Here is a 21,359-nt window from a genome sequence, read left to right on the forward strand (position 1 = left end):
ATTAACTGACAAAAAAGGCGGTGTCCCCGCCGCTATGCCAGAGGAGGGAACACCGTCTTAATGCCGCCGAATAGCCCTAATTTAAGGCAGTCAGCTGATTTGCATATTGCAATTTTCCGCTGTTTAAACGACAAGCTTCCATGTTATACAGCGGTTCGGTCAACGATGGGTCATACTGAAGCGCCTGCGCAAATAATGAACATGCACCTTCAGGATTCGCGAGCTTGGCCTCGATACAGCCCAGGACGTTACATACCAACCCTTTCAATCTCGGCGAACCGTTCAGATGCATGATCCGCTGCAAGTGTATTCCTGCTTCCTCGGTTTGTTCCAGGTTGAGATGAGCAAGAGCCAGGTAAAAACGAGTCAATGCACTTTCCGGATAGTCGGTCACAACCCTAGAAAATTGCATAATCGCCTGCGGGTACATTTGCAGTTTGAAATATCCCTGACCGCGACTGAAACACTCCAGATACAGTTCTGGCAGTGCGGTAACAGCTTCCTGTTCAGGTTCGAGGGAAGCAGGCTTATCCAGTTCCCTTTCCCTCACCTGGCTCATTTTTTCTTCAAACATCAGCCACTCATCAATCATCCCGTCACTCATCCGCTTCAGCAAATTCCACTTTTGCAGCAATTCCTGTTTGCTTAGGCCTTCAGCAGAAGGGTAGCGCTTGATAATTTCATCTAACATGTCGTTCATTTCTGCGAAAACATGCTGGAACATCGATGCATCCCCACCCTTGAAAAAATGGATTAGTGCAGTGACCTGTACTCATTTTTTGTAGAATGGGTCGATTTCATTCCCCTTACCAGTCGATTACATAATCGTCGCATGAACTTCGTGTTTCATCGTTTGCACAGGTTTGTTCTGTCCATCCACAAATACAACGGTAGGCTTGTGATTATTTGCCTCTTCTTGAGACATCATTGCATATGAAATGATAATGACGGTATCTCCAGGCTGTACCAGGCGAGCTGCTGCTCCATTCAAACAGATAACTCCACTTCCACGTGGGCCTGGAATGACATAGGTTTCCAGACGTGCACCATTGTTGTTATTCACAATTTGCACTTTTTCATTTTCCATTAGATCGGAAGTTTCCATTAGATCTTCATCTATGGTAATGCTACCCACATAGTTCAGGTTTGCTTCCGTAACGGTTGCCCGGTGAATTTTGGATTTCATTAGTGTTCTAAACATGGGACAGTACCTCCGATTTTTGCAGCCTTATATTGTCAATCAATCTTGTTTTGCCGAATTTTACTGCAAGTGCGATCAACAGATCGTCACGACCATGAACTTTTTCCTGATCCAAAAGTGGCTCAAGACTTGGAAAAGCCTGAATTTCAGCATAATCAATCACGGCCATTGGTGAACGTTCAATGTTCTCACGCAATATAACGCGGATATCCGCTGCTGTAATTGCCGTCCCTGCATCTACAGCTTCCTGTGCCTCACGCAGAGCCTTGGACAGAACAAGAGCTTCCTGACGCTGTTCTGTGCTGAGGTATACGTTGCGCGAACTAAGCGCCAAGCCATCACTTTCACGAACGATAGGACAAGGCACAATCTCAACCGCCATGTTCAAATCGTTAACCATCTGCTGGATCACAGCTACCTGCTGTGCGTCCTTCATGCCAAAAAATGCACGCTGCGGTTGTACAATGTTAAAGAGCTTTGACACGACCGTAGTCACTCCGTCAAAATGCCCTGGACGAGAAGCACCGCACAAGCGATCCGTTAAGCGGGAAACCGATACGGTCGTTTGTGTAGGCTGTGGATACATCTCTTCAACAGAGGGAATAAATACGATATCCACCCCTTTTGCTCGTGCAGTTCCCACATCTCTAGCTTCATCCCTAGGGTAACTGTCAAAGTCTTCATTCGGACCGAATTGAATTGGGTTTACAAATATGCTCAAAACCACGATATCACTCTGTTGTTTGGCCGCTTGCATCAAACTTGCATGGCCTTCATGAAGAAATCCCATCGTAGGCACGAGTCCTACAACGGACTGTCTGGACTGAATCGACTGACGTTTCAAGCTAAGCTCTTGTCTTAATTCTGCGATTGTCCGTATCACTTTCATACGTTGGTCTCCACCTTTTCTTTGCGATGTCCGTACAATTGATCCAGAACGCCGTCAGCAGCGGTAAATACATGCTCCTGTGCCGGGAACGAGCGATCCTTGACTTCTTTCACATAGGACTCGATGCTGTTGCGAATCAATGTACCTACGTCTCCATACGATTTGACAAAGCGTTTTGGCGTGTATGGGGAAGCATACTGAACCACATCATGGAATACCAGTACCTGACCATCACACCCTCTACCTGCGCCAATGCCAATCGTAGGAATAGACAATTCCTCCGAGATCGCTCTTGCCACTTCTTCCGTGACCAGTTCGAGTACAATGCCGAAAGCGCCAGCTGCTTCAAGCGCCTTGGCTTCGTCCATCAGCCGTTTGGCATCAGCAGCATCCTTGCCCTGAATACGATAACCGCCAATTTGATTCACGGATTGCGGTGTAAGTCCGATATGTCCAAGTACAGGTACACCGGCTTGCACAACCGCTTTTACCGTATCCGCGATTTCAAGACCGCCCTCCATCTTGACCGCTTGTGCATGACCTTCCTGCATCAGGCGACGGACACCTTTAAGCGTCTCATCCAAGCTACCATGATACGTCATGAAGGGCATATCAGCCACGATAAACGTATTTCCCGCACCACGTACTACAGAGCGTGTATGGTACACCATATCTTCGATCGTAACAGGCAAGGTGGAGTTATAACCCAATACCACGTTTCCCAGTGAATCACCAACCAGAATTAGATCGATACCCGCTTCCTCGGCCAATTGGGCTGTCGGATAATCGTAAGCTGTAATCATGCTAAGCGGCACGCCGTCCTGCTTATATTTTTTCATTTTCACAATATTCAATGCTTGTTTGTTTGCCATTTTCGTTATGGCTCCTCTCATCTTTTCAATTTAAACGCAACAAAAAAACCTTTTAGTTTCCACTAAAAAGTCCCGAAAAGTCAAAAAAGAGTCACTTGCGATCGTCCCTTCTGTCTCGGTCCTCTTCGGCTCAGAGCAGAATCCAACAACTCACTTTACTACCATTCTTGCCTTGTCACTGCAACATTTTGAAGCAGAACAAAGCATACTATTGCCGGAGTGCAATTCGGTCTGCATTAGCCGATATCGCCTCACGAACACAGTATACCAAAGTTCTGCCCAAAGTTCACGTCTTATGTTCATTTTTACGGTGTAAATTCGACAAATTGTTTAATTTACCAATGAAACTTCACCGGAGTAAACCGATACTCGCTCACCGTTTTTCTTCTCCAAAATCAATGCACCAGAAGGATCAAGGCCAATGGCAGTACCTTCGATGATACCCTGCGGATTAGCCACCTTAATTTCACGATTCATGGATACGGACAAAGCTTCCCAGAGCGAAGAGATCACACCGAACCCTTCCTTTTGATACAAAAAATACAAACGCTCCAATTCCGAGAGAATGGCCGCTGCAAGTTTGGTTCGGTCTATGGTTTGTCCGGTCTCCATCTTAAGCGAAGTTGCGATTGTTATCAGATCCTCGGGATAATCCTTAGGATCGAAGTTCACATCCACGCCTATGCCTGCGATACAGTAGCGTAATTCGTGGTCTTCGACGGTTGATTCAAGTAGAATTCCGCATACTTTACGACCATCAATCAAAAGATCGTTAGGCCATTTGATCCCAGCATCAGCACCTGTATATGATCGAATGGCACGACACACCGCCACACCCGTTAATAACGTAAGCTGTGGTGTATTTTGCAGGGCAAGCTCCGGACGCATTAGAACACTCATCCAGATGCCTCGTCCAGGTGGTGAGAACCATTTACGTCCAAAGCGGCCTCGTCCACCCGTTTGTTCTTCTGCCAGCACCACTGCCCCTTCGCCCTGCCCCTGTTCAGCCATGTGCTGAACATCACCTTGGGTGGACAACGTGGAATTCAGAATGATTGCCTTCCGCCCAAACACCGTCGTTTCCAATGCCAGCTGAAGCGCTGTGGCATCGATACTGTCCGGTTTCGTGATCAAGCGATACCCTTTGCGAGATACGGCCTCAAACTCATAACCCATGTCACGCAGTTTGTTTACGTGCTTCCACACGGCCGTTCGGCTAATGGAAAGGTTGCGACTAATCTCTTCACCAGACACAAACTCTCCTTCGGCATTCAGTAACATATGTAACAGTTCCTCATGCTTTGTCATCTGCAGCCACCCGCTTTACTTCGTTGGTCAGCATGTCATGCTGATTCGCTATATTTCCGATCGCAGTCTCTCTTAAAAGATGCTTCATTAGTTGTCCCAGCCATGGTCCGCCCTTGCGTCCAAGTAACTGCAAAACGTTCTCACCCGTAATATGCAGATCTTTCAGTTCATGCACCTTCATGGATTGACTCCATGCTGCACCTCGTGATTGTATTAATACGATCTGTTCTTCGTGCAGAACCTCTTGATCCCTCCAACCAGTTGGTAGCAGTTGTTGAATGATGAGCCAGTCCTCTGTTGCCTGACGTCCTCCAGACAGCACAGTTACGATCCATTCTGATCGAAGTGTCTCTTCATCCTTCTGCTCTTGTACGACAGTCTGGATCAACTGTTCGACCTGGAGAACTCCATTAATGCGGGAACGATCGTCATTAGAAAACGTCCATTTTCGAAGTAAAGCATCTGCTTCATCCCTGGTATAATGGCCTGCAATCAGCACCATGGACCAGCGCAATAAAACGTTTTCTTCCTTCAATTGTTCCATATTGGACATGAGGGCTTTATTGAATCGCTCCATGGAGATTGGTGCCTTCACATGCTCCAGTGCCTGGCTGCGAAACAGCAATTCCAGACCGCGCAGTGGATGGGGGCCTGCCATCATTTTCACCATTTCGGTACGTACTCTTTCCATGGCGATATGTTGTAGCAGATCCTTTTGTCGAACTAACCCCTTCCAGGTGTTGTAGGCAATTTTGAAATCAAATACTGAAGCAAAACGAACACAGCGAAGCATCCGCAGCGCATCTTCTCCAAACCGTTCTGCCGCCGATCCCACACACCTGACCCGTCCATCCTGAATATCCGATTGTCCACCAAAAGGATCAACGATATTACCGTCACGATCCATAGCGAGAGCATTCATTGTGAAGTCACGCCGCTGCAAATCTTCTTTGACATCCTGCACAAATTGAACGGCAGTGGGTCTTCGATTATCCTTATATTCAGATTCAGTGCGAAAAGTTGTAACTTCAAAGTAAAAACCTCCTGAACGTACAGTAACCGTTCCATGCTGGAGGCCCGTAGGAATACAATCCGCGAACAGTTCCATGACTTGCTCAGGAGAAGCGGACGTGGTGATATCCATATCATCCACGCTACGTTCCAGCAGTTCATCACGCACACAACCACCGACCCAATAAGCTTCGTACCCTGTTTCATTTAATGTTCGCAGTACCTGTTCACTTTGTCTTGCCATTTCATGATCTACCTGTGTCCATTGAACCACTTACTCTCACCCCATAACTACGTGTTGCTTGGTGTGGCTTACACAGATATATTTCCAAGATGGAACAATCCTATCTGACAATCAGCCACAAACCGGCTTCAGATTCGGAACTTCACGTCCCAGCACCCGGTAGTATATTTGTTCATATTCATGCCGAATGGCATCATTACAGAAATCATGATGGGCCCGTCTCAAACATGCCTCTCTGAAGTCTGCTGTCAAACGGTCGTCAGTCAACAAACGAATCGTGTTCTCCGCCATCGATTGCGTGTCGCCAATTGGAGACAAAAATCCGGTCTTGCCGTGCAATACCAGTTCAGGAATACCCCCTGCCTGTGATCCAATAGTAGGTACACCACAAGCCATGGCTTCGAGTGCTACCAGTCCAAAGCTTTCCTTCTCAGACGGCAGCATAAGCACATCAGCCATCGAAATGACTTGAGCAATATCATCCTGCTTACCTAGGAAATGAACCTTGTCATTCAGTCCAAGCTCATTAATCTTCCATTGAATCTTCGGCAAGTCCGGTCCTTCTCCAACAAATAACAGCTTGGCAGGTACTTGCTCCTGTACTTGACGGAACACTTCTACCACATCCTGTGTTCTCTTCACAGGACGGAAGTTGGAGATATGCATCAGTATTTTTTCGTGAGGTGCTGCGAAGTCTCTACGCAGACTTGCTGCATCACGTGGATAATAAATTCTTTTATCAATAAAGTTATAGGTCAGATCGATTGGACGTCTTATATCCAGCAACTCAACCGTTTCACGAATCAAATCCTGAGATACGGCCGTAACCGCATCACTCTCGTTGATGGCAAGTCGAATCAAATCCTTCAACGACTCATCCTGCGCCAGCACAGTAATATCTGTTCCGTGTAACGTTGTAACCACCTTTAAGTCCTCACCAACCATTTGTTTTGCCAAAAAGGCACACACCGCATGTGGAACTGCATAATGTACATGTAGCAGATCCAGTTGCTGTGCTTTGGCTACTTGCGCCATTTTCGTGGCCAATGACAGGTCATACGGTGGATAACGGAAGACGTAGTAATCGTTGACCTCAACTTCATGATAAAAAATATTTTTCTGGAATTTACCCAGTCTAAACGGGATACTATTAGCAATAAAGTGAACCTGGTGACCCTGTTCGGCAAGCAATTTGCCCAGCTCCGTTGCGACAACGCCAGACCCTCCGAGGGACGGATAACAGGTAATACCAATTTTTAGCTTTTGATCCATCCGGTGGACGCTCCTTTAATCTCCCGCGTGTGCAGGTTGATGTAATGCAACGGAAATGCAATTGATAAATGATTTATACGAGCAAGTTCGATCGTTTTATGACTTGGCTGCTTGGCCAAATTGATGAACTACATAAGGTGTAATGCTAGCGAATCCTTCTGCAAATGGAATAAGGCTCCGCTGTCCGAGCAAAGAATCCCGAGCTTTCACACGTTCAATATATCCTTGAGTCAATGGAGTGGCAACTGCGCCTTCTCCCAATTCGAACTGAGATCGATAACTGAGCAATGAATTTTCCTTCTGCTCATAGTGTTCCGTAATATCCACAATCAAATCCGTTGGTCCGATATCGTTAATAAAGTAAAAATACAATTCTTTCACCTGAACTGCGGGCATGTCCGGCATATAGTTTCTAAGCTTGGCATTAAAGACAGCCTCCTGCACCAGTTTGCTGCACATCACATGATCCGGGTGACGATCCGCCCAATATGGCGCAAACACGATTCGAGGGGCATGACGCCGTATCTCGGCAGTCACAGCCTCGATGTGTTCTGGAATAATATACAGCCCCCGATCAGGCAAACCGAGATTGCTTCGACACGAAAGACCGAGGACGCGGGAGGCTTGCTCCGCTTCCTCGGCTCTGCGCTCTACCGTCCCGTTGGAAGACATCTCCGCCCGGGTCAGATCACACACGCCTACTTTCAGTCCAGCTGCAGTATGTTTGGCAATCGTTCCTGCCATCCCAATCTCTGCATCATCCGCGTGTGCACCAAATATGAGAATGTCCAAACTCATTGAGCATCACCCGAATTCAATCCACCCTCAGGCTTGTATTTATGTACAAGCTCTCTCCAGCCAAAATCACCGCGATCGAGCGCTTTAACGAGAATCTCTGCAGTTGCAATATTCGTAGCAAGCGGAATCCCCTGTACATCGCACAGACGCAGCAAAGCGTTAATATCTGGTTCATGAGGCTGTGCCATCAATGGATCACGCAGAAAAATAATTAGATCCATCTCATTTTGTGCAACCAAGGCTCCGATCTGTTGATCCCCGCCCAGTGGACCGGATTCAAACCGATGGATCTGTAAAGAGGTTCCTTCCATAATGCGAAGACCTGTTGTACCTGTCGAGTACAGTTGATGGTCTGTAAATACATTTTCGTAGGCTGTCACGAAGTTAACCATCTCTTCTTTTTTGCGATCATGGGCAATAAATGCAATTTTCAACATGACAATCTCCTTTTAGTGTGTGTTCAAAAGTTGAATTTTTGAACTACCTCTTTTAGTCGATAAAGTGATCAAATCCGTAGATAAGTCCTGTATATTCCATAACCTTCTGTACACCAATCTTAACACCAGGCATATAACCTGCACGTTCATAGGAGTCATGACGAATTTTGAGGGATTGGCCAAAGTCTCCAAATACCACTTCCTGCTGAGCGAATACTCCCGGCAACCGTACGCTATGAATTCGGAATCCATTATAATATCCGCCACGCGATCCTTCGATCGTCTCTTCTTCATTCGGATTACCCTGACGAAGTTCCTCGCGGTTTGCTGCAATTAGCTCGGCTGTTTTGATTGCTGTACCCGAAGGAGCATCCAGCTTCTGATCCCCGTGATATTCGATGATCTCCACATTCGGCATATGTTTGGCAGCCTGTGCGGCAAATCTCATCATCAGAATAGCACCGATTGAGAAGTTCGGGGCAATCAACCCTCCAATGCCTTTGTCCTGACACTGCTTGTCCAGCTGTTCGATCTGCTCCGGCGTAAAGCCGGTAACACCCATAACAGGTCTTACTCCGTGACGAATGGCAATCTCTGTATGGGCAAAGGCATATTGAGGGACTGTGAAGTCCACCATAACCTGTGGTTTAGTCTCTGCAAAAGCCATCTCGATATCATCGGTCAAAAGCACCCCACATTCGGGCAGACCGACAAGTGTTCCGGCATCCGTGCCTACTCCGGAGCGGTTGACCGCTGCGGCGAGCTCCAGTTCAGGATCTTGAAGCACCAGTTTCACTACTTCACGGCCCATCCGGCCAGCCGCTCCGATTACGGCAACTCTTATTACTTCACTCATCTTGACTGCATCTCCTCACTATGTTGGTTCATTTGGTTGAATCCAGTTCAAATGATTTCCATCCCGTTATGAAATGGCATCTTATTGAATGGATTTCATACGCTGCTTAATTTCCTGTAACAATAGATGCAGTTGATCATTCTGCGGGTCCAGCAACAATGCGTCACGAACGGAACGGGTTGCAAGGTCGAACTCATTCAGATCGCTGTAAGCAAGAGCAAGCATGATATGCGCTTCCACATATAACGGGTCAAGTTTAACTGCCTGTTTCAGCAGATCGGCCGCCTGCACATATCGTTCATGCGTTCCGTCTCCTGCCTGCTCAAGCAACACCTTGGCCTGAAGGCTTATCTGTTTGGCTTCCAGGGTCTGTAAATGCAAAACATATTCCTCTATCCCCTGTGACAGTTCAACAGCCTTACGCGCATATTCAAGCGCTGGAGCCAAGTGTTGACTGCGGGCATGTGTAATGGAACAACGATAATAGAGCTCCGCATGTTCCGGGTGAGCATCAATGGCAGATTCGAACCAACGAATCGCCTGCTCAAAATCATTTTGCAAAATACAGCGGTACGCATGCTGCATATACTCTTCCGGTTTCATCATCCAAGCTGTCCCTCCCTCATTGAGGTGATGGTACAGCATATGTAATCTACGCCTAATCGGTGTTTTTTGGCGTCCACCGATTTGCATCGCGTGTGTTAAATTTATGCATGACTTTGTCGTGCGCCTCTGCCAGGTCGATCCCGAGAGAATTAGCAAAACAAATCGTGATAAATAAAATGTCACCGAGCTCAAGCTCAATGGAATTGTCTGCTTCGGAAGATTTTTTCGGTTTTTCACCGAACTCGTGATTCACTTCCCTTGCAAGCTCTCCCACCTCTTCAGACATACGGGCGAGCATGGCCAGCGGGCTGAAGTATCCTTCTTTGAACTGGGAAATATACAGATCAACCTCACGCTGCATTTCTGCAATGCTTTTCTCCATGAGAACGGATTCTCCTTTTGAAATTGTGTCGTATTTGTTCCTAATATATCAGTTATTTAGATTCACTTCCACCATCATAAACGACAAATCATTTTTAAAGAATCGATAAACAGGTATACTAAGATGGGAATGATTGCTTTCTCATTCTAATTTGTAAAATGGAGAGGGAACTTATGAGCACTTCCAAAACCTGGGTTCAATTCAAATTGATTCTCCCCATCCTATTGGGTACGGCATTATATGCCTTTGGACTTCTGTACTTCATCATCCCCAACCAGCTCATGGAAGGCGGCGTAACCGGGATTACGGTCCTGCTAAATTATGCATTCAACATCTCTCCTTCGCTTACAACCTTGGTTGTTAATATTCCACTCTTTCTGGTGGGGCTTAAGATTTTGGGCGGCAGACAGATGATCTATACAGGCGTGGGCATAGGAGCACTTACGGTGTTCCTGTGGTTATTTGAAAAAATGATTCATCTTGGTTGGATTGAACCGCTGCATACCCAGAATGATCTTTTACTTGCAGCACTTTACGCTGGAGTTACTTTGGGAGCAGGGCTTGGCATCGTATTCCGCTGGGGTGGAACGACAGGTGGCTCTGACATCATTGCCCGCATTCTTAATCGAAAATATGGCTGGAGTATGGGACGTGTACTATTAGGTATCGATTTCATCATTATTGGTATCTCCCTCGTCTACATCCCCAAAGAAAAAATACTGTATACCCTTGTAGCTGTGTTTATCGCTTCTAAAGTGATCGACTTCATTCAGGAAGGAGCCTATTCGGCTCGCGCATTTATGATTATCAGTGACCATGCACCTGAGATTGCAGATTTGATTACCCGTGATATGGACCGCGGTGTAACGCTCATTCCCGCCATTGGTGCATATTCGAAGCAGGCCAAACATGTTGCTTACTGTGTCATCTCCAGGCAGGAATTCCGACGTTTGCAGACGATTGTGCGTTCGGTTGATCCTAGAGCATTTGTTATTATTAGCGATGTGCATGATGTACATGGAGAAGGGTTTAAGGAAAGTTGACCTTTTACTTCTACAAAAAAGAAAACCTCTCTCCCCAAGAGAAGGCCACGGAATGGCCTGCCTTGTAGAAAGAGGTCTTTGTCATATCGTGATAACAGTAATGGCTTAACGCCGAAAAGGAAAAATCCCTTGTTGCTGTGCCCGATATTTACGATAACCCGCATAACTTAGCGTTGCTATGATTATGGAAGTAATGAGCAATCCGGCTGCCCTGCGATTGGGCCCCTGAACAAACGGTACGAAGGCACTTTCGTCCTTTTCCCGACCAAACAACTGGTTCACCAACTCTTCACCGTGGGTTACCATACTCTTCAATTGTGCGATGTCAGTCTGCTTGGCCGCAGTCAGACCCTTGGTATGAGACAACCAGGCGTCCAGTTGGGCGATCTCGTAAGGTTCACGGCGGATCATCGCCGCAGGCCGGATCGTCTCGTAATGCTCCTCCAGTAAGGCGTAGCGACTTGCTATTATCGCCGAACTTAACTGTTGATTTGCCGCGGTTGATAGCGCATCAATATCATTTTTTACGATTTTATAATACTGGAGCCATAAAGGTTTGGCCGGGTTCGCAAGACTGTCTGCCGCAAGTCGAAGTTTGGCAGAGGCCTGCTGCAGAGATGCATCATCACTTTTCACCCTGACCGCAGCTTCTTTCACTTCAACAATGGTCTCGGATAGGGCATGAATGCCTTCTACTGTCGTCTGACCCTCAAAGGATATATGCTCCAGACCTTTACTGATTCGCAAAATACTGCCTCTAACCTCTTCAATATCATTCTCCAAGGCATGTCGATACAGCAGGGCCGCTTCTTCATTTAATTGCTGAATTGAATTTTTGGCTAATACTTGCTGATCTGTATTTCCGTTCGCACCTGTACTTTCCGCTGATACGCTGTATGACAAGTTCGTCCAGAACAGTAGAGTCATGAACGACACCACCATAAATCCAGTTTTGATCCTGAACGTTCTCTTCATGGACATCCCTCCCACCATCAATGTATGGCGGGCCGGAGTTCCTTAGAACAAGCTTACATTAGGAAATCAGGTCCGTTTGGCCTGTCTCAATGCAAGCCATGCACAGAGAATGCTCACAAGCGTCAGTCCCACTGTGAAGTTGCGTACACCATCCAGATGGTCCATCAGCGATGCGGGCAGCCAAGGGAAGATGTCATAAGTATAATCCATCGTATCGTTTAACAGCGTCCATAAGGCAGCGATTACTAGAGCACCCCAACGGAACCCAAAGAACCGCACATACAGCAGAGCCTCAATAGCCATGGCGCTATGCGACGCAATTAACATCCAATCCTGCCAGTTCTGTGCGCCCCCCTGCATCCAGCCTGCAAAAATGATGGAGACTGCCCAAACACCGTATTTTACCGAAGTAACCACAGCAAGCGCCTGTATGACATGTCCAATCTGATTCAGAAGCATCGATTTCGGCTTGTACAAAATCCACAACAAGGATAGTGTAAAAAACAGACTCGCCGTCGGACTGTCCGGCACAAACACAATTTGCCATAGTGGTTGCTGTGCCAGCGTATATTCCAATTGATCCCCGTACCATATGTATCCATATACTGTTCCTAATGCATTACACCAAAAAAGAAGCCACAGGAAATAACGGTTCGTTAGAAATTCCCGGCTCCAAAAATACGATAAAGCCACATTCTCTGCCCCTTCCATCATATGTGTTCTGCATTCCAAAGATAGGTTTTGCGAAAAACGCCTCAAAAAAACCTGACCGCATAAACGATCAGGTTTCATTGCTTATTTCGATTTTACTGTTCTGCCTTCTGTTTCGCAAGCCATTCTGCCAGGTGATTGATGTCATCATCTGTCAGCCCTTGAGCAATGGCTTTGTCGTACATCGGAGGCATGCCATTATATCCTTCTTTGATAATCGTCAGGATTTCTTCCTGACTGTGTTTGTCACCAACACCCCGAAGTGCAGGTACAGAGCCTGAACCCTTCATATCTGCCGCATGACATCCGATGCATCCAGCCTTCTTATATGATTCCATTGCAGGGTCATCCTTCTCAACGATCGCCACTTCTTCTTTTTGACCTGCCGCATTGGAGGTAGGCAGACCCTGCGCGTGTTTCTCACGCGCTTCTTCTTCACGCTGAATATGTTCCGGCTTCTGGCCGCTTGCTTCCAACTCATGCGAGTAGTGTGTCCATGCAACATTGGTCAGGTAGAAAACGGCCATCACCGATAGAATCATAAGTGATGATGCAATCGGACGTTTGTAGAAACGCCGCTCCTTGCCTGTATCCAGAAAAGGGGCCAGTAACAAAGCGCCGAAAGCAACTCCGCTGACTCCAAGTACCCCGAGCAGGACATAATCACCTGAGGCATATGGGTATTTCAAATACTGATACAGAAAAAGGAAGTACCAGTCCGGCATCGGGATAACCGATGCACTTGGATTGGCCGGGTAGCCCAGTGGTGCAGGTTCTGAAATCGTTAATACCAGAATACCAACCAGTACAACGACACCAACCATCCATTCCTTCAGCAAGAAGTTAGGAATAAAAGCCTCTGATTTGCCGGGATACGCCGTGTAATCCGGTGGAGTTATAAACCCCGCTCCTTTACGGACGCGTGAGTCCCCGACGAAGATAATCTTTTCCTGGTCATCTGACTTGTGTCCGTGAGCCATGTCGATTCCTCCCTTCTCAGATTATAGTGGTCCCGAAATGCCCTGTCTGCGGATCATAATAAAGTGACCGACCAGAAGCACCAGAAGCACAGCCGGAAGGAAGAAGACGTGCAGGGCAAAGAACCGTGTTAACGTCTGCGCACCTACAATAGTTCCGCCTTGCAGGAATTCCTTAATGATCGGCCCCAGCCAAGGAACCGTATTCGCAATCTCTAGAGTAACCTTGGTTGCAAAGTATGCTTTGTTATCCCAAGGCAACAGGTACCCGGTAAGCCCGAGACCCAGCATGACAAAAAAGATCAGCATGCCGACAACCCAGTTCATCTCACGTGGTGCTTTGTAAGAGCCGGTAAAGAATACACGCATCGTATGTAAGAACATCATAACGATAACCAAACTGGCTCCCCAATGGTGCATCCCGCGTACAATTTGGCCGAAGGCTACTTTGGTCTGCAAATACTCGACACTGGCGTAAGCATTAATAATATCAGGCACATAATACATGGTCAGGAACATCCCTGACAAAATTTGAATAACAGTGATAAAGAACGTCAATCCACCAAAGCAGTACACGAATGCGGAAAAGTGATGAGCCGGGTTTACGTGCTCTGGAACTTCATGATCCGCAACGTCCCTCCAAATTGGCGTGATATCGAGACGCTCGTCAATCCAGTCATAGACATTTTTAAACATCTGCGTTCACGCCTCCTATTTGACTCGGGTGTTCGGAACAATGTCGCCCAGATAAACCCAACCCTGATCTTCCTTAACCACATACTCATCCAGCGGCTTCGGGGCTACGGCAAGATTCTTGCCTTCTTTGGTATAATGCGCACCATGGCACGGACAATGATATTCGTCGGGATACTGCTTATCACTGTTCCAACCTACGGTACACCCCAAATGTTTACAAATGGGTGACAGCGCATAGATTTTGCCCTGTTCATCTTTCCTGATCCAGGCGATTAACGAAGCATTGCTCAAATACCAACCGTCTTGCTGTTTCACTTCAAACGTAAATTCTTGAGGTTCATTCGTAATTTTGCTGATTTCCGCTACTTTGACAGAGGTGCCTTCTCCCTTGTGCTGCAAAATCGGGTCCACCGCAAAACGGACCATGGGAAGTATTGCACCGGCGGCCATGTAGGCTGTAGCTCCACCAAGCGTGTACGTCAAAAACTGCCTGCGTGACATTTCCATGCGGCTTGGCAATTTCATCGAAGCTTCGTGCTGGTCATGCTCACTGCTCATACTGTCTCCAACCCCCTTTTTCAGCCAACTCTCTTAATCGTTTTCATTATCAGAAATTCCACGACTTACTAGAACATACATAATCATATAGTAGCCCCAGAACACCGTCAAGAATTTGTCACACATTTTTAAGGTTCATTTGTAAGCGTTATTAAAAAAGTGTTGGTAAATTGTCACATTTGTCACAGGTAGGTCATCTTTTCCATAACTCACGGATTTTTTCCCCGACAAAACGCGAAATCCCTTCTTCTCCAACCTCTTGAATTAAAACAGAACGACTTAATACCAAATCTGCAGAAGTAATTTGGGTCTGTTCCATCACACCATCAGATGACATTATAACCACATATTTGAAACCGGAAGATTTGAGTTGTTCGGATAAGGTATTTAATGTCATTGACATATCCGGACACGCATAATGGAATGCAGGGTAAGTCATGATACGCCCTTTAAACGGAATCTCCACTAGATCCAAAAAATCTCTAAGCCGCTCCAACGCCTCAGTTGCTTCAACTGGAGACTGCTTGCCCGTTAGGGCTGTATATGGAATAAGGCATGTATCCAGATAGAGTTGCAGTTCCGCCCAGCTGTCTTGAGTCATCTCACTGAATTTCAATTCCCTAATTCCCCTCTCTATCCATTTTATTCCCATATTATATATGAGCTTATATTATAAATCCAGAGATTGATACTTTTTCCGTGCAGGAATGGTCGTGAACGCAAAAAAGAAATGCGTGTTTCACGCATTTCCTGTGTTATATATTTATTTTTACATGCTCATCAGTTTATGGCCTTCAGTTCATCCGTCAGATTCCGGAAAGCTACTTCGTCTCCGGTAGCCAATGCATTATCGATTTCCATATACAGCTTCTCGCTGCGCTGTTTACGAAGCGCGTCGTCCCACACCATCTCAGCAGCCAGCCCCAACATGACTTCATACGTAACTTTCATTTTATCCAATAGGATGCACCTCCAAAACGGATTTAAGAGCTCCTATACTCCTTTCCTTTGGCAACATAACCTAGTGTAGTTCTCGACATCCGCTCAAGATCTGCATCAGTCAACTCACGTATCACTTTGGCTGGTGTGCCCAAAGCAAGGGTATAGGGCGGAATTTTAGTATTTTCAGTAACAACAGAACCGGCCCCGATCAGCGTATGTTCACCAATTTCGGCTCCATTGAGAATGATAGCGCCCATACCAATCAGCGAACCTGTTCCGATACGACATCCATGGATAATCGCAGAATGTCCTACCGACACATCGTCGTCCAAAATCAAAGGTTGATCCGTGTTGACGTGTCCAACAGCATTATCCTGTATATTACAGCGCCGTCCAATCACAATGGGTGCCAGATCGGCGCGCAGCACAGCATTGAACCAGATCGTAGATTCTTCACCCATTGTCAGATCACCTATTAGTTTGGCGCCTTCAGCCATATATACCGAAGGGTGTAACTGTGGTTGCATACCTTTGTATGGAATTATCATAAGTATCACTCCTTAATTTGGGAGTGATTTTAGCAACTTGTCCTTCACTTGTCAAACATAACGGGGGTAATATCCCCGGATAGCGAGCGACAGGATGACGCAAGGCGTGAACCCCATGCTGTCATTTGTACTGTTCGCCCATCTGCATGCTCTCCAATACGAAGCATGCCTAGGTGCAGCATCATTTTGAGTATCCTGTTGTCATAAATCGTCTCTGCAGTGTCATAATAGAACGGCTGAATGTAGGGACCAATCTGTCGGAACAAAGACTCTGCTGTGGACCAGCTAGCTGCACATTCCCCTGTCCAGTACACAATGGAGGACAGATTGGGAATAGCACCTTTATAAAGTCTTAACCAAAACCGAAATAGCTGTATCATCTCAGCTGTTTTCTCTGCCCCCAGCTTGTCTTCACCGGAAGGTGACAATTTCAGCGAGCCCTGCTCCTCGCGGACCAGACGATGATGAAAAGCGTAGTCATAGATGAACGCAAATCGGTCGGGGTAGTCTTTGAACGAACGACCGTAACCGAATCTCCATCCAGCCTTACCCACCAGCGCCTCACTTACATGCAAATGCTCCATGATCTGCTGCTGAGAACGACGATACATCATGCCTTCTGCGTTTAGTGCTATTTCATGCTGCTGGACAAATTGTAGAAACAGTTTCAGATCATCTGCGAGTAGATGGTATTCATCCCGGTAAACGGGAGGCTCGCTCGTCTGTGCAATGCCGGCTTTCAGGTGAGTGGATAACACATCCCGAAATCTCAATTGCAAATCCTGGGGTACCTGATACAGATACCTGGTCTGTTGAGTTGTGCCATTGAACAACCATCCACTCTTCGTGAAGCGTACGATAAGATCACGTGGACTGGCTCCAGCCTCGCTATCTTTTTTATCCATCGATTGACGAGCAATGGCGACAAGTTCCTCCATACCGAAGTATTGACGGGCATCAAACAGCAAGTTGTTCAAAAATCGCAGATCTACCTGGTTTAGTTCACGAACCTGCTGCTCAAAAAAAGGTCTGCTGCCCAATGTAGTGAGAATACTCTGGATGAGTTCATGTTTGGAATTGGGCTTACACTCGCACTGGTAATAGTCTGCTATTCGATTAAGCTGGCCGATATCGGCAAAAGTAAGCATATCCGCTAGATTCATGGGTCCATCGCCTCGCCCTTGACTACTTTTTGGCTGTTGATTCGGGGCCTGGAGTAGTTTGGTTTTGTAAATATCGTTGACGGAATTCCCATGATCTAAACCTCTTTTTTGCAAATCTTTTATGTTTTAACCATACTATGCCCGAAGTTGCCTGCTCAGAAGAAGAATGAGAGGTTCAAAATCATATAGAATGACAGTTATAAATTGCTATAACGCAAAAAAAAACAACCTGAGTTAATTACTCAGGTTGTTTTGCCAGATCCAATGAAAGGTGTCTTGTACAGTTATAAAGCAATGGTCTCCAATCTTCACGTTCCTTCTCCAGGATCGTAAGCGACAGGTTTCCAATTCGTTCCGTATAGCGGTCTTTATACAAAGCTGATAGCAGATTGGCTAAAAAAGCGCCATGGGAGACAATCAGCATATTTTGGTCCTGATGAGCCTCCCATAAATCCTCCAGAAAGCCCAATGCACGTGTCTGAATATCAGCAATCTGTTCCTGCCCCAAATCCAGCGTCTCCCAGGAAGCGCCCCAGCGAGCAACACGCTCTTCGGACGTCAGACCTTCAATCTGACCAAAGGCACGCTCCTTCAAGCGTGCATCTGGCTCCAGCAAAGGAACATTCAATAGCCCGGAGATAATCTCTCCCGTCTCCTGAGCCCTGGACAGCCCGCTCGTAATGATGTGGTCCCAGCGATACTCTTCGGTAAGCAAACGTCTACCCAGACGTTCAGCTTGCTCACGACCTTCTGCATTCAGAGGTATGTCTGTCTGTCCCTGAATACGTCCTGCCGCATTCCAGTCGGTTAGACCGTGACGAATAAGCCCGATCCGCATCTCATCCCTCATTTCTCTATACGGTGAACGAAAGCTTTACCTAAGCACGTGCACCTTGTTTGCGTTTGTTCGTTGTACGATGCATCCGTCCAAGAGAGAACAGAGCCATACCTATTGCAAGCAGCGACAACGCCATCCAGTACTGAGGATACGCTGGGCCCATGCTCACAACGAAGGGCTCAATAATACTACCTCTGTCCGCTCCCGTCATGTTGTACTTGTACAATCCGGAGGAAGAAGGCTCACTGCCCGCTACTCCTGTCTCCAAAATGCCCGTAGAGACCACGTTGGTCTGCTCAGCTTCTGATACGTCTGGCTTAAACATCGCCATGTACAGAAAGCTGCATAAAAAAATTGCCAGGAACGCAGCAATCCACAAAGACATATGCTTGCGGATTACAGCAGAGAAACGATTAACCTTTGCCTCTTCCGGCAGTAGCCATGGAGACTCCGCATAGATCCGGTCCATAACATTACGGTTCACTTTCTCTGCTTGTTGTTCTGTCACTGGGACCGGTATGCTGTGCATCAGAATTTGAGCTTCTTCCCACACCTCAAATTGCTGCGAGCAATCTTCACAACCAGCGAGATGAGCATGAAATGCAATTCGCTGAGGATGAGCTTCCGGCAAGTCCCAGACCAGTGCAAACAGTTCCTGGGCTTCATTGCAATTCATCTGTTCTTCATCCCTTCATATGGCTCGTAGACCGGTTCGAAGAAATAAGGTTCCAATTGAGTTTTTACGCTTGACCTTGCTCTGAACAATAACGATTTTACAGAACTGACGCTCTGCCCAAGAATATTTGCAATCTCCTGGTAATCTAGTTGATCATACTCTCGGAGTATAATGGCAGAACGCTGCTTCTCCGGTAAATTGTTAATTGCATCCCTAACCAGCATCACCCGCTCACTGCGCAATACAGCATGCTCTGGCGCATTCTCAGAAGGAGCAACAGGTACAATACCGCTCTCTTCAAGTGGAACACTCCCACTACGCTGTTTGCGAAGCTCACTCAGTACCGTATTTCTCGCGATGGTATATAACCAGGTTGAGAATGAGGCATCCACCTCTCGGAATGAGTGTAGACTGCGGAACGCCTTATAGAAAGTCTCAGAACAGAGATCTTCCGCAAGCAGCTCCATATTAGAACTTTTCAACATATGATATACGAAAGCCAGTATTTTACGCTGATAACGACTCATCAGCTCGGAATATAACTCCAGGTTACCTTCCTTGATCTCTCGAATCAACTGGGAATCCGTCATTTGAGTGCGACCCCTCCTCGCCCATCCATGTGCTTCTCCCCGTTCGACTCTATCCATGTATTACCGAACAGGCACAAAAAAGTTGCGGTTTTCACCGCATAAAACAGCGTTCAACGCCAAAACAGGCCTTCCCGCCAAATTCCCCTATGTAATGGCAATTTCCCCAACGTTTCTACATTAACAGTATTTATTGTACAACGGTCTGCATCGTCCTGGCAAATCCATGGCTTCCATTGAAGCCCGACCAGTCATTATTATGCGGCCGTTTTCTCGTCCATGACTTCAATTTGATCCCTTTTGTGAAGCCACTCATATATTGGACGAACGAAGGCCTCAAAAAGTTTGTGTGAATAAAGAATTAATTGAAAATTTCATTTCCAAATGAAGATCTAGACCACTTTGATGCAAGGATTATATTTCCTTAATTTACGAATGTTATAATTAATTCAAACAATTTTACTCAAAGTGTTGACAAAATGAAAACGGATACATATAATAAAAGTACAGTATGGTTTCTCTCCACTCCTATCCAATAACTGTATTGCTCCACGTGAGCAATGGCCGCTTATGTAAGCGGTCTTTTTTTTGTCCTTTTTTAGAACATGTCCTGTAACAGTTAGTTTTCAACACAAAGAAAGAGGGCTTTCGCCCCCTTCTAAAAACCTAAATCCACACTTGATACCCTAGGGAATCCAGCAACGTTTTGGCCCGTTCCATCTCTTCTTCTTGCCGGAATGACAAACGCATAATGCCCGGTACATCGACCCGGTTCTCAATAATCTCCATGTTGCTTAAGTTAATATCATTCGCCCCAAGCTCGGTGGCAATCTTGCCGATCATCCCCGGTGCATCCTGTACATCCGTATACAGATCAAACAACGACGAGATCATGCCTTTCCGTCGTTCTGGCAGCACACTGCGGAACTCGCGTGCCTGACGAAACGCCTCCTCAATGCCCTCACCATTTTGTTGCTCCAGCATTTCGGTGAAAGCCGTCATCTGGCCGTTCCAGTCCTTCAGCAAGCCCAACAGCACCTCACGGTTGCTCAGCAGAATATCTCTCCATACAATGGCATCACTGGAGGCAATCCGAGTAATATCCCGGAAACCGCCTGCAGCTAGCATTTTATACAAAGGGTTCGATTCATTATATTCGCGCACCTGGTTCACCAGCGCAACTGCAATAACATGTGGCAAGTGACTAATCGCCCCCACAATGTCATCGTGCAGCAGCGGCTCTACACGTACAATCTGGGCACGTGTATACGCAAGAAGATCAGATAACCTGTCATAAGCTTCCTCAGGTACATATTCTGAAGGGGTCAAGACATAGTATGCATTCTCGAATAATACTGCCGAGGCTGCATCTACACCTGCACGCTCAGATCCGGCCATCGGATGCCCGCCGATAAAGTATGCGTCACTCATGCGGACATGCTCAGCACAGGCTGCGATGGACGCCTTTGTGCTTCCTACATCCGTAATAATACATCCCTTTTTCAAGGGAAGCTTGGCCAATTGTCCAAAATAGGATTCGAGCAGCCCAACAGGTACGCACAAAAAAATAAAGTCGGCATCCTGTACCGCTTCCTCCAGAGAGAGCGTAGCATCATCCACTACACCACTCGCTATGTACTTGTCCTTCAGTTCAGGCAGGTGGGCATAGCCCATCACCGTTACACCAGGCTTGCCTTTGAAGCAAAGCGCCAATGAACCGCCGATGAGCCCTACACCGATCATTGCAATTTTTAGTTTCATGGGTCCTC

Annotated in this window: 26 protein-coding genes; 1 reads left to right on the forward strand and 25 read right to left on the reverse strand. The window is 46.7% G+C overall.

Annotated features, from left to right (window positions below; genetic code table 11):
* Positions 1-76 precede the first annotated feature (76 nt).
* The 12 genes from BUA17_RS10140 to BUA17_RS10195 form a co-directional block, all read right to left on the reverse strand.
* Positions 77-724, reverse strand: a complete 648-nt coding sequence (locus BUA17_RS10140) for a tetratricopeptide repeat protein (protein ID WP_072733409.1) — start codon at positions 722-724, stop codon at positions 77-79.
* A gap of 93 nt (positions 725-817) precedes the next feature.
* On the reverse strand, positions 818-1,201 hold the full coding sequence (gene panD, locus BUA17_RS10145) for an aspartate 1-decarboxylase (protein ID WP_024630626.1): 384 nt from the start codon (positions 1,199-1,201) through the stop codon (positions 818-820).
* Positions 1,194-2,090: a pantoate--beta-alanine ligase gene (gene panC, locus BUA17_RS10150; RefSeq protein WP_072733410.1), complete on the reverse strand. Its 897-nt coding sequence runs from the start codon at positions 2,088-2,090 to the stop codon at positions 1,194-1,196. The genes panD and panC overlap by 8 nt, the downstream gene beginning before the upstream one ends.
* A complete protein-coding gene (gene panB, locus BUA17_RS10155) occupies positions 2,087-2,962 on the reverse strand; it encodes a 3-methyl-2-oxobutanoate hydroxymethyltransferase (protein ID WP_063566794.1) in 876 nt (291 codons plus the stop codon). The genes panC and panB overlap by 4 nt, the downstream gene beginning before the upstream one ends.
* A gap of 330 nt (positions 2,963-3,292) precedes the next feature.
* Positions 3,293-4,270, reverse strand: a complete 978-nt coding sequence (locus BUA17_RS10160) for a biotin--[acetyl-CoA-carboxylase] ligase (protein WP_063566793.1) — start codon at positions 4,268-4,270, stop codon at positions 3,293-3,295.
* On the reverse strand, positions 4,257-5,555 hold the full coding sequence (locus BUA17_RS10165; protein WP_244552106.1) for a CCA tRNA nucleotidyltransferase: 1,299 nt from the start codon (positions 5,553-5,555) through the stop codon (positions 4,257-4,259). Before BUA17_RS10165 ends, BUA17_RS10160 begins: the two co-directional genes overlap by 14 nt.
* A gap of 81 nt (positions 5,556-5,636) precedes the next feature.
* Positions 5,637-6,797: an N-acetyl-alpha-D-glucosaminyl L-malate synthase BshA gene (gene bshA / locus BUA17_RS10170; protein ID WP_064636876.1), complete on the reverse strand. Its 1,161-nt coding sequence runs from the start codon at positions 6,795-6,797 to the stop codon at positions 5,637-5,639.
* 96 nt (positions 6,798-6,893) lie between these two features.
* Entirely contained in the window at positions 6,894-7,595 is a 702-nt protein-coding gene (gene bshB1 / locus BUA17_RS10175) for a bacillithiol biosynthesis deacetylase BshB1 (protein WP_072733411.1), read from the reverse strand.
* The gene (mgsA, locus tag BUA17_RS10180; RefSeq protein WP_024630633.1) at positions 7,592-8,032 is read right to left on the reverse strand and encodes a methylglyoxal synthase; all 441 of its coding nucleotides are present in this window, start codon (positions 8,030-8,032) and stop codon (positions 7,592-7,594) included. Before mgsA ends, bshB1 begins: the two co-directional genes overlap by 4 nt.
* Before the next feature lie 52 nt (positions 8,033-8,084).
* The gene (gene dapB, locus BUA17_RS10185) at positions 8,085-8,888 is read right to left on the reverse strand and encodes a 4-hydroxy-tetrahydrodipicolinate reductase (RefSeq protein ID WP_053780709.1); all 804 of its coding nucleotides are present in this window, start codon (positions 8,886-8,888) and stop codon (positions 8,085-8,087) included.
* An 81-nt stretch (positions 8,889-8,969) separates the two neighbouring features.
* On the reverse strand, positions 8,970-9,494 hold the full coding sequence (locus BUA17_RS10190) for a tetratricopeptide repeat protein (RefSeq protein WP_236703321.1): 525 nt from the start codon (positions 9,492-9,494) through the stop codon (positions 8,970-8,972).
* Positions 9,495-9,546: 52 nt separating this feature from the next.
* The gene (locus BUA17_RS10195) at positions 9,547-9,876 is read right to left on the reverse strand and encodes a nucleotide pyrophosphohydrolase (protein WP_024630636.1); all 330 of its coding nucleotides are present in this window, start codon (positions 9,874-9,876) and stop codon (positions 9,547-9,549) included.
* A gap of 173 nt (positions 9,877-10,049) precedes the next feature.
* On the opposite strand from BUA17_RS10195, the gene BUA17_RS10200 reads away from it, so the two are divergent.
* Positions 10,050-10,919: a YitT family protein gene (locus tag BUA17_RS10200; protein WP_063566789.1), complete on the forward strand. Its 870-nt coding sequence runs from the start codon at positions 10,050-10,052 to the stop codon at positions 10,917-10,919.
* Between the two features lie 105 nt (positions 10,920-11,024).
* Here the strand turns inward: BUA17_RS10200 and BUA17_RS10205 are convergent, their stop codons facing one another.
* The 13 genes from BUA17_RS10205 to BUA17_RS10265 form a co-directional block, all read right to left on the reverse strand.
* Complete coding sequence (locus BUA17_RS10205) at positions 11,025-11,894, reverse strand: sporulation protein YpjB (protein WP_064636870.1); 870 nt, start codon at positions 11,892-11,894, stop codon at positions 11,025-11,027.
* Between the two features lie 66 nt (positions 11,895-11,960).
* On the reverse strand, positions 11,961-12,587 hold the full coding sequence (locus BUA17_RS10210) for a DUF1405 domain-containing protein (RefSeq protein ID WP_063566833.1): 627 nt from the start codon (positions 12,585-12,587) through the stop codon (positions 11,961-11,963).
* 113 nt (positions 12,588-12,700) lie between these two features.
* Positions 12,701-13,585 carry a menaquinol-cytochrome c reductase cytochrome b/c subunit gene (locus BUA17_RS10215; protein WP_072733412.1) on the reverse strand — a complete coding sequence of 295 codons (885 nt, stop codon included), beginning with the start codon at positions 13,583-13,585 and terminating at the stop codon, positions 12,701-12,703.
* A 21-nt stretch (positions 13,586-13,606) separates the two neighbouring features.
* Complete coding sequence (gene qcrB, locus BUA17_RS10220; RefSeq protein ID WP_017687726.1) at positions 13,607-14,278, reverse strand: menaquinol-cytochrome c reductase cytochrome b subunit; 672 nt, start codon at positions 14,276-14,278, stop codon at positions 13,607-13,609.
* A 15-nt stretch (positions 14,279-14,293) separates the two neighbouring features.
* Positions 14,294-14,836: a QcrA and Rieske domain-containing protein gene (locus tag BUA17_RS10225; RefSeq protein WP_063566786.1), complete on the reverse strand. Its 543-nt coding sequence runs from the start codon at positions 14,834-14,836 to the stop codon at positions 14,294-14,296.
* A 193-nt stretch (positions 14,837-15,029) separates the two neighbouring features.
* Positions 15,030-15,452: a DUF2487 family protein gene (locus BUA17_RS10230; RefSeq protein ID WP_072733413.1), complete on the reverse strand. Its 423-nt coding sequence runs from the start codon at positions 15,450-15,452 to the stop codon at positions 15,030-15,032.
* Between the two features lie 164 nt (positions 15,453-15,616).
* Positions 15,617-15,796 carry an IDEAL domain-containing protein gene (locus tag BUA17_RS10235; protein ID WP_063566784.1) on the reverse strand — a complete coding sequence of 60 codons (180 nt, stop codon included), beginning with the start codon at positions 15,794-15,796 and terminating at the stop codon, positions 15,617-15,619.
* Between the two features lie 23 nt (positions 15,797-15,819).
* Positions 15,820-16,326, reverse strand: coding sequence for a gamma carbonic anhydrase family protein (locus BUA17_RS10240; protein ID WP_072733414.1), 507 nt, complete (start codon positions 16,324-16,326; stop codon positions 15,820-15,822).
* Positions 16,327-16,370: 44 nt separating this feature from the next.
* Positions 16,371-17,489, reverse strand: a complete 1,119-nt coding sequence (locus BUA17_RS10245) for a hypothetical protein (protein WP_063566782.1) — start codon at positions 17,487-17,489, stop codon at positions 16,371-16,373.
* 238 nt (positions 17,490-17,727) lie between these two features.
* Positions 17,728-18,327, reverse strand: a complete 600-nt coding sequence (locus BUA17_RS10250; protein WP_072733415.1) for a histidine phosphatase family protein — start codon at positions 18,325-18,327, stop codon at positions 17,728-17,730.
* Between the two features lie 40 nt (positions 18,328-18,367).
* Positions 18,368-19,003: an anti-sigma factor family protein gene (locus BUA17_RS10255; RefSeq protein WP_063566780.1), complete on the reverse strand. Its 636-nt coding sequence runs from the start codon at positions 19,001-19,003 to the stop codon at positions 18,368-18,370.
* Positions 19,000-19,593 carry an RNA polymerase sigma factor gene (locus tag BUA17_RS10260; protein WP_053780698.1) on the reverse strand — a complete coding sequence of 198 codons (594 nt, stop codon included), beginning with the start codon at positions 19,591-19,593 and terminating at the stop codon, positions 19,000-19,002. Before BUA17_RS10260 ends, BUA17_RS10255 begins: the two co-directional genes overlap by 4 nt.
* 663 nt (positions 19,594-20,256) lie before the next feature.
* The gene (locus tag BUA17_RS10265; protein ID WP_063566779.1) at positions 20,257-21,351 is read right to left on the reverse strand and encodes a prephenate dehydrogenase; all 1,095 of its coding nucleotides are present in this window, start codon (positions 21,349-21,351) and stop codon (positions 20,257-20,259) included.
* Positions 21,352-21,359 lie beyond the last annotated feature (8 nt).

The sequence above is a fragment of the Paenibacillus sp. ov031 genome, assembly GCF_900143165.1.
Taxonomy (GTDB): Bacteria; Bacillota; Bacilli; order Paenibacillales; family Paenibacillaceae; genus Paenibacillus; species Paenibacillus marchantiae.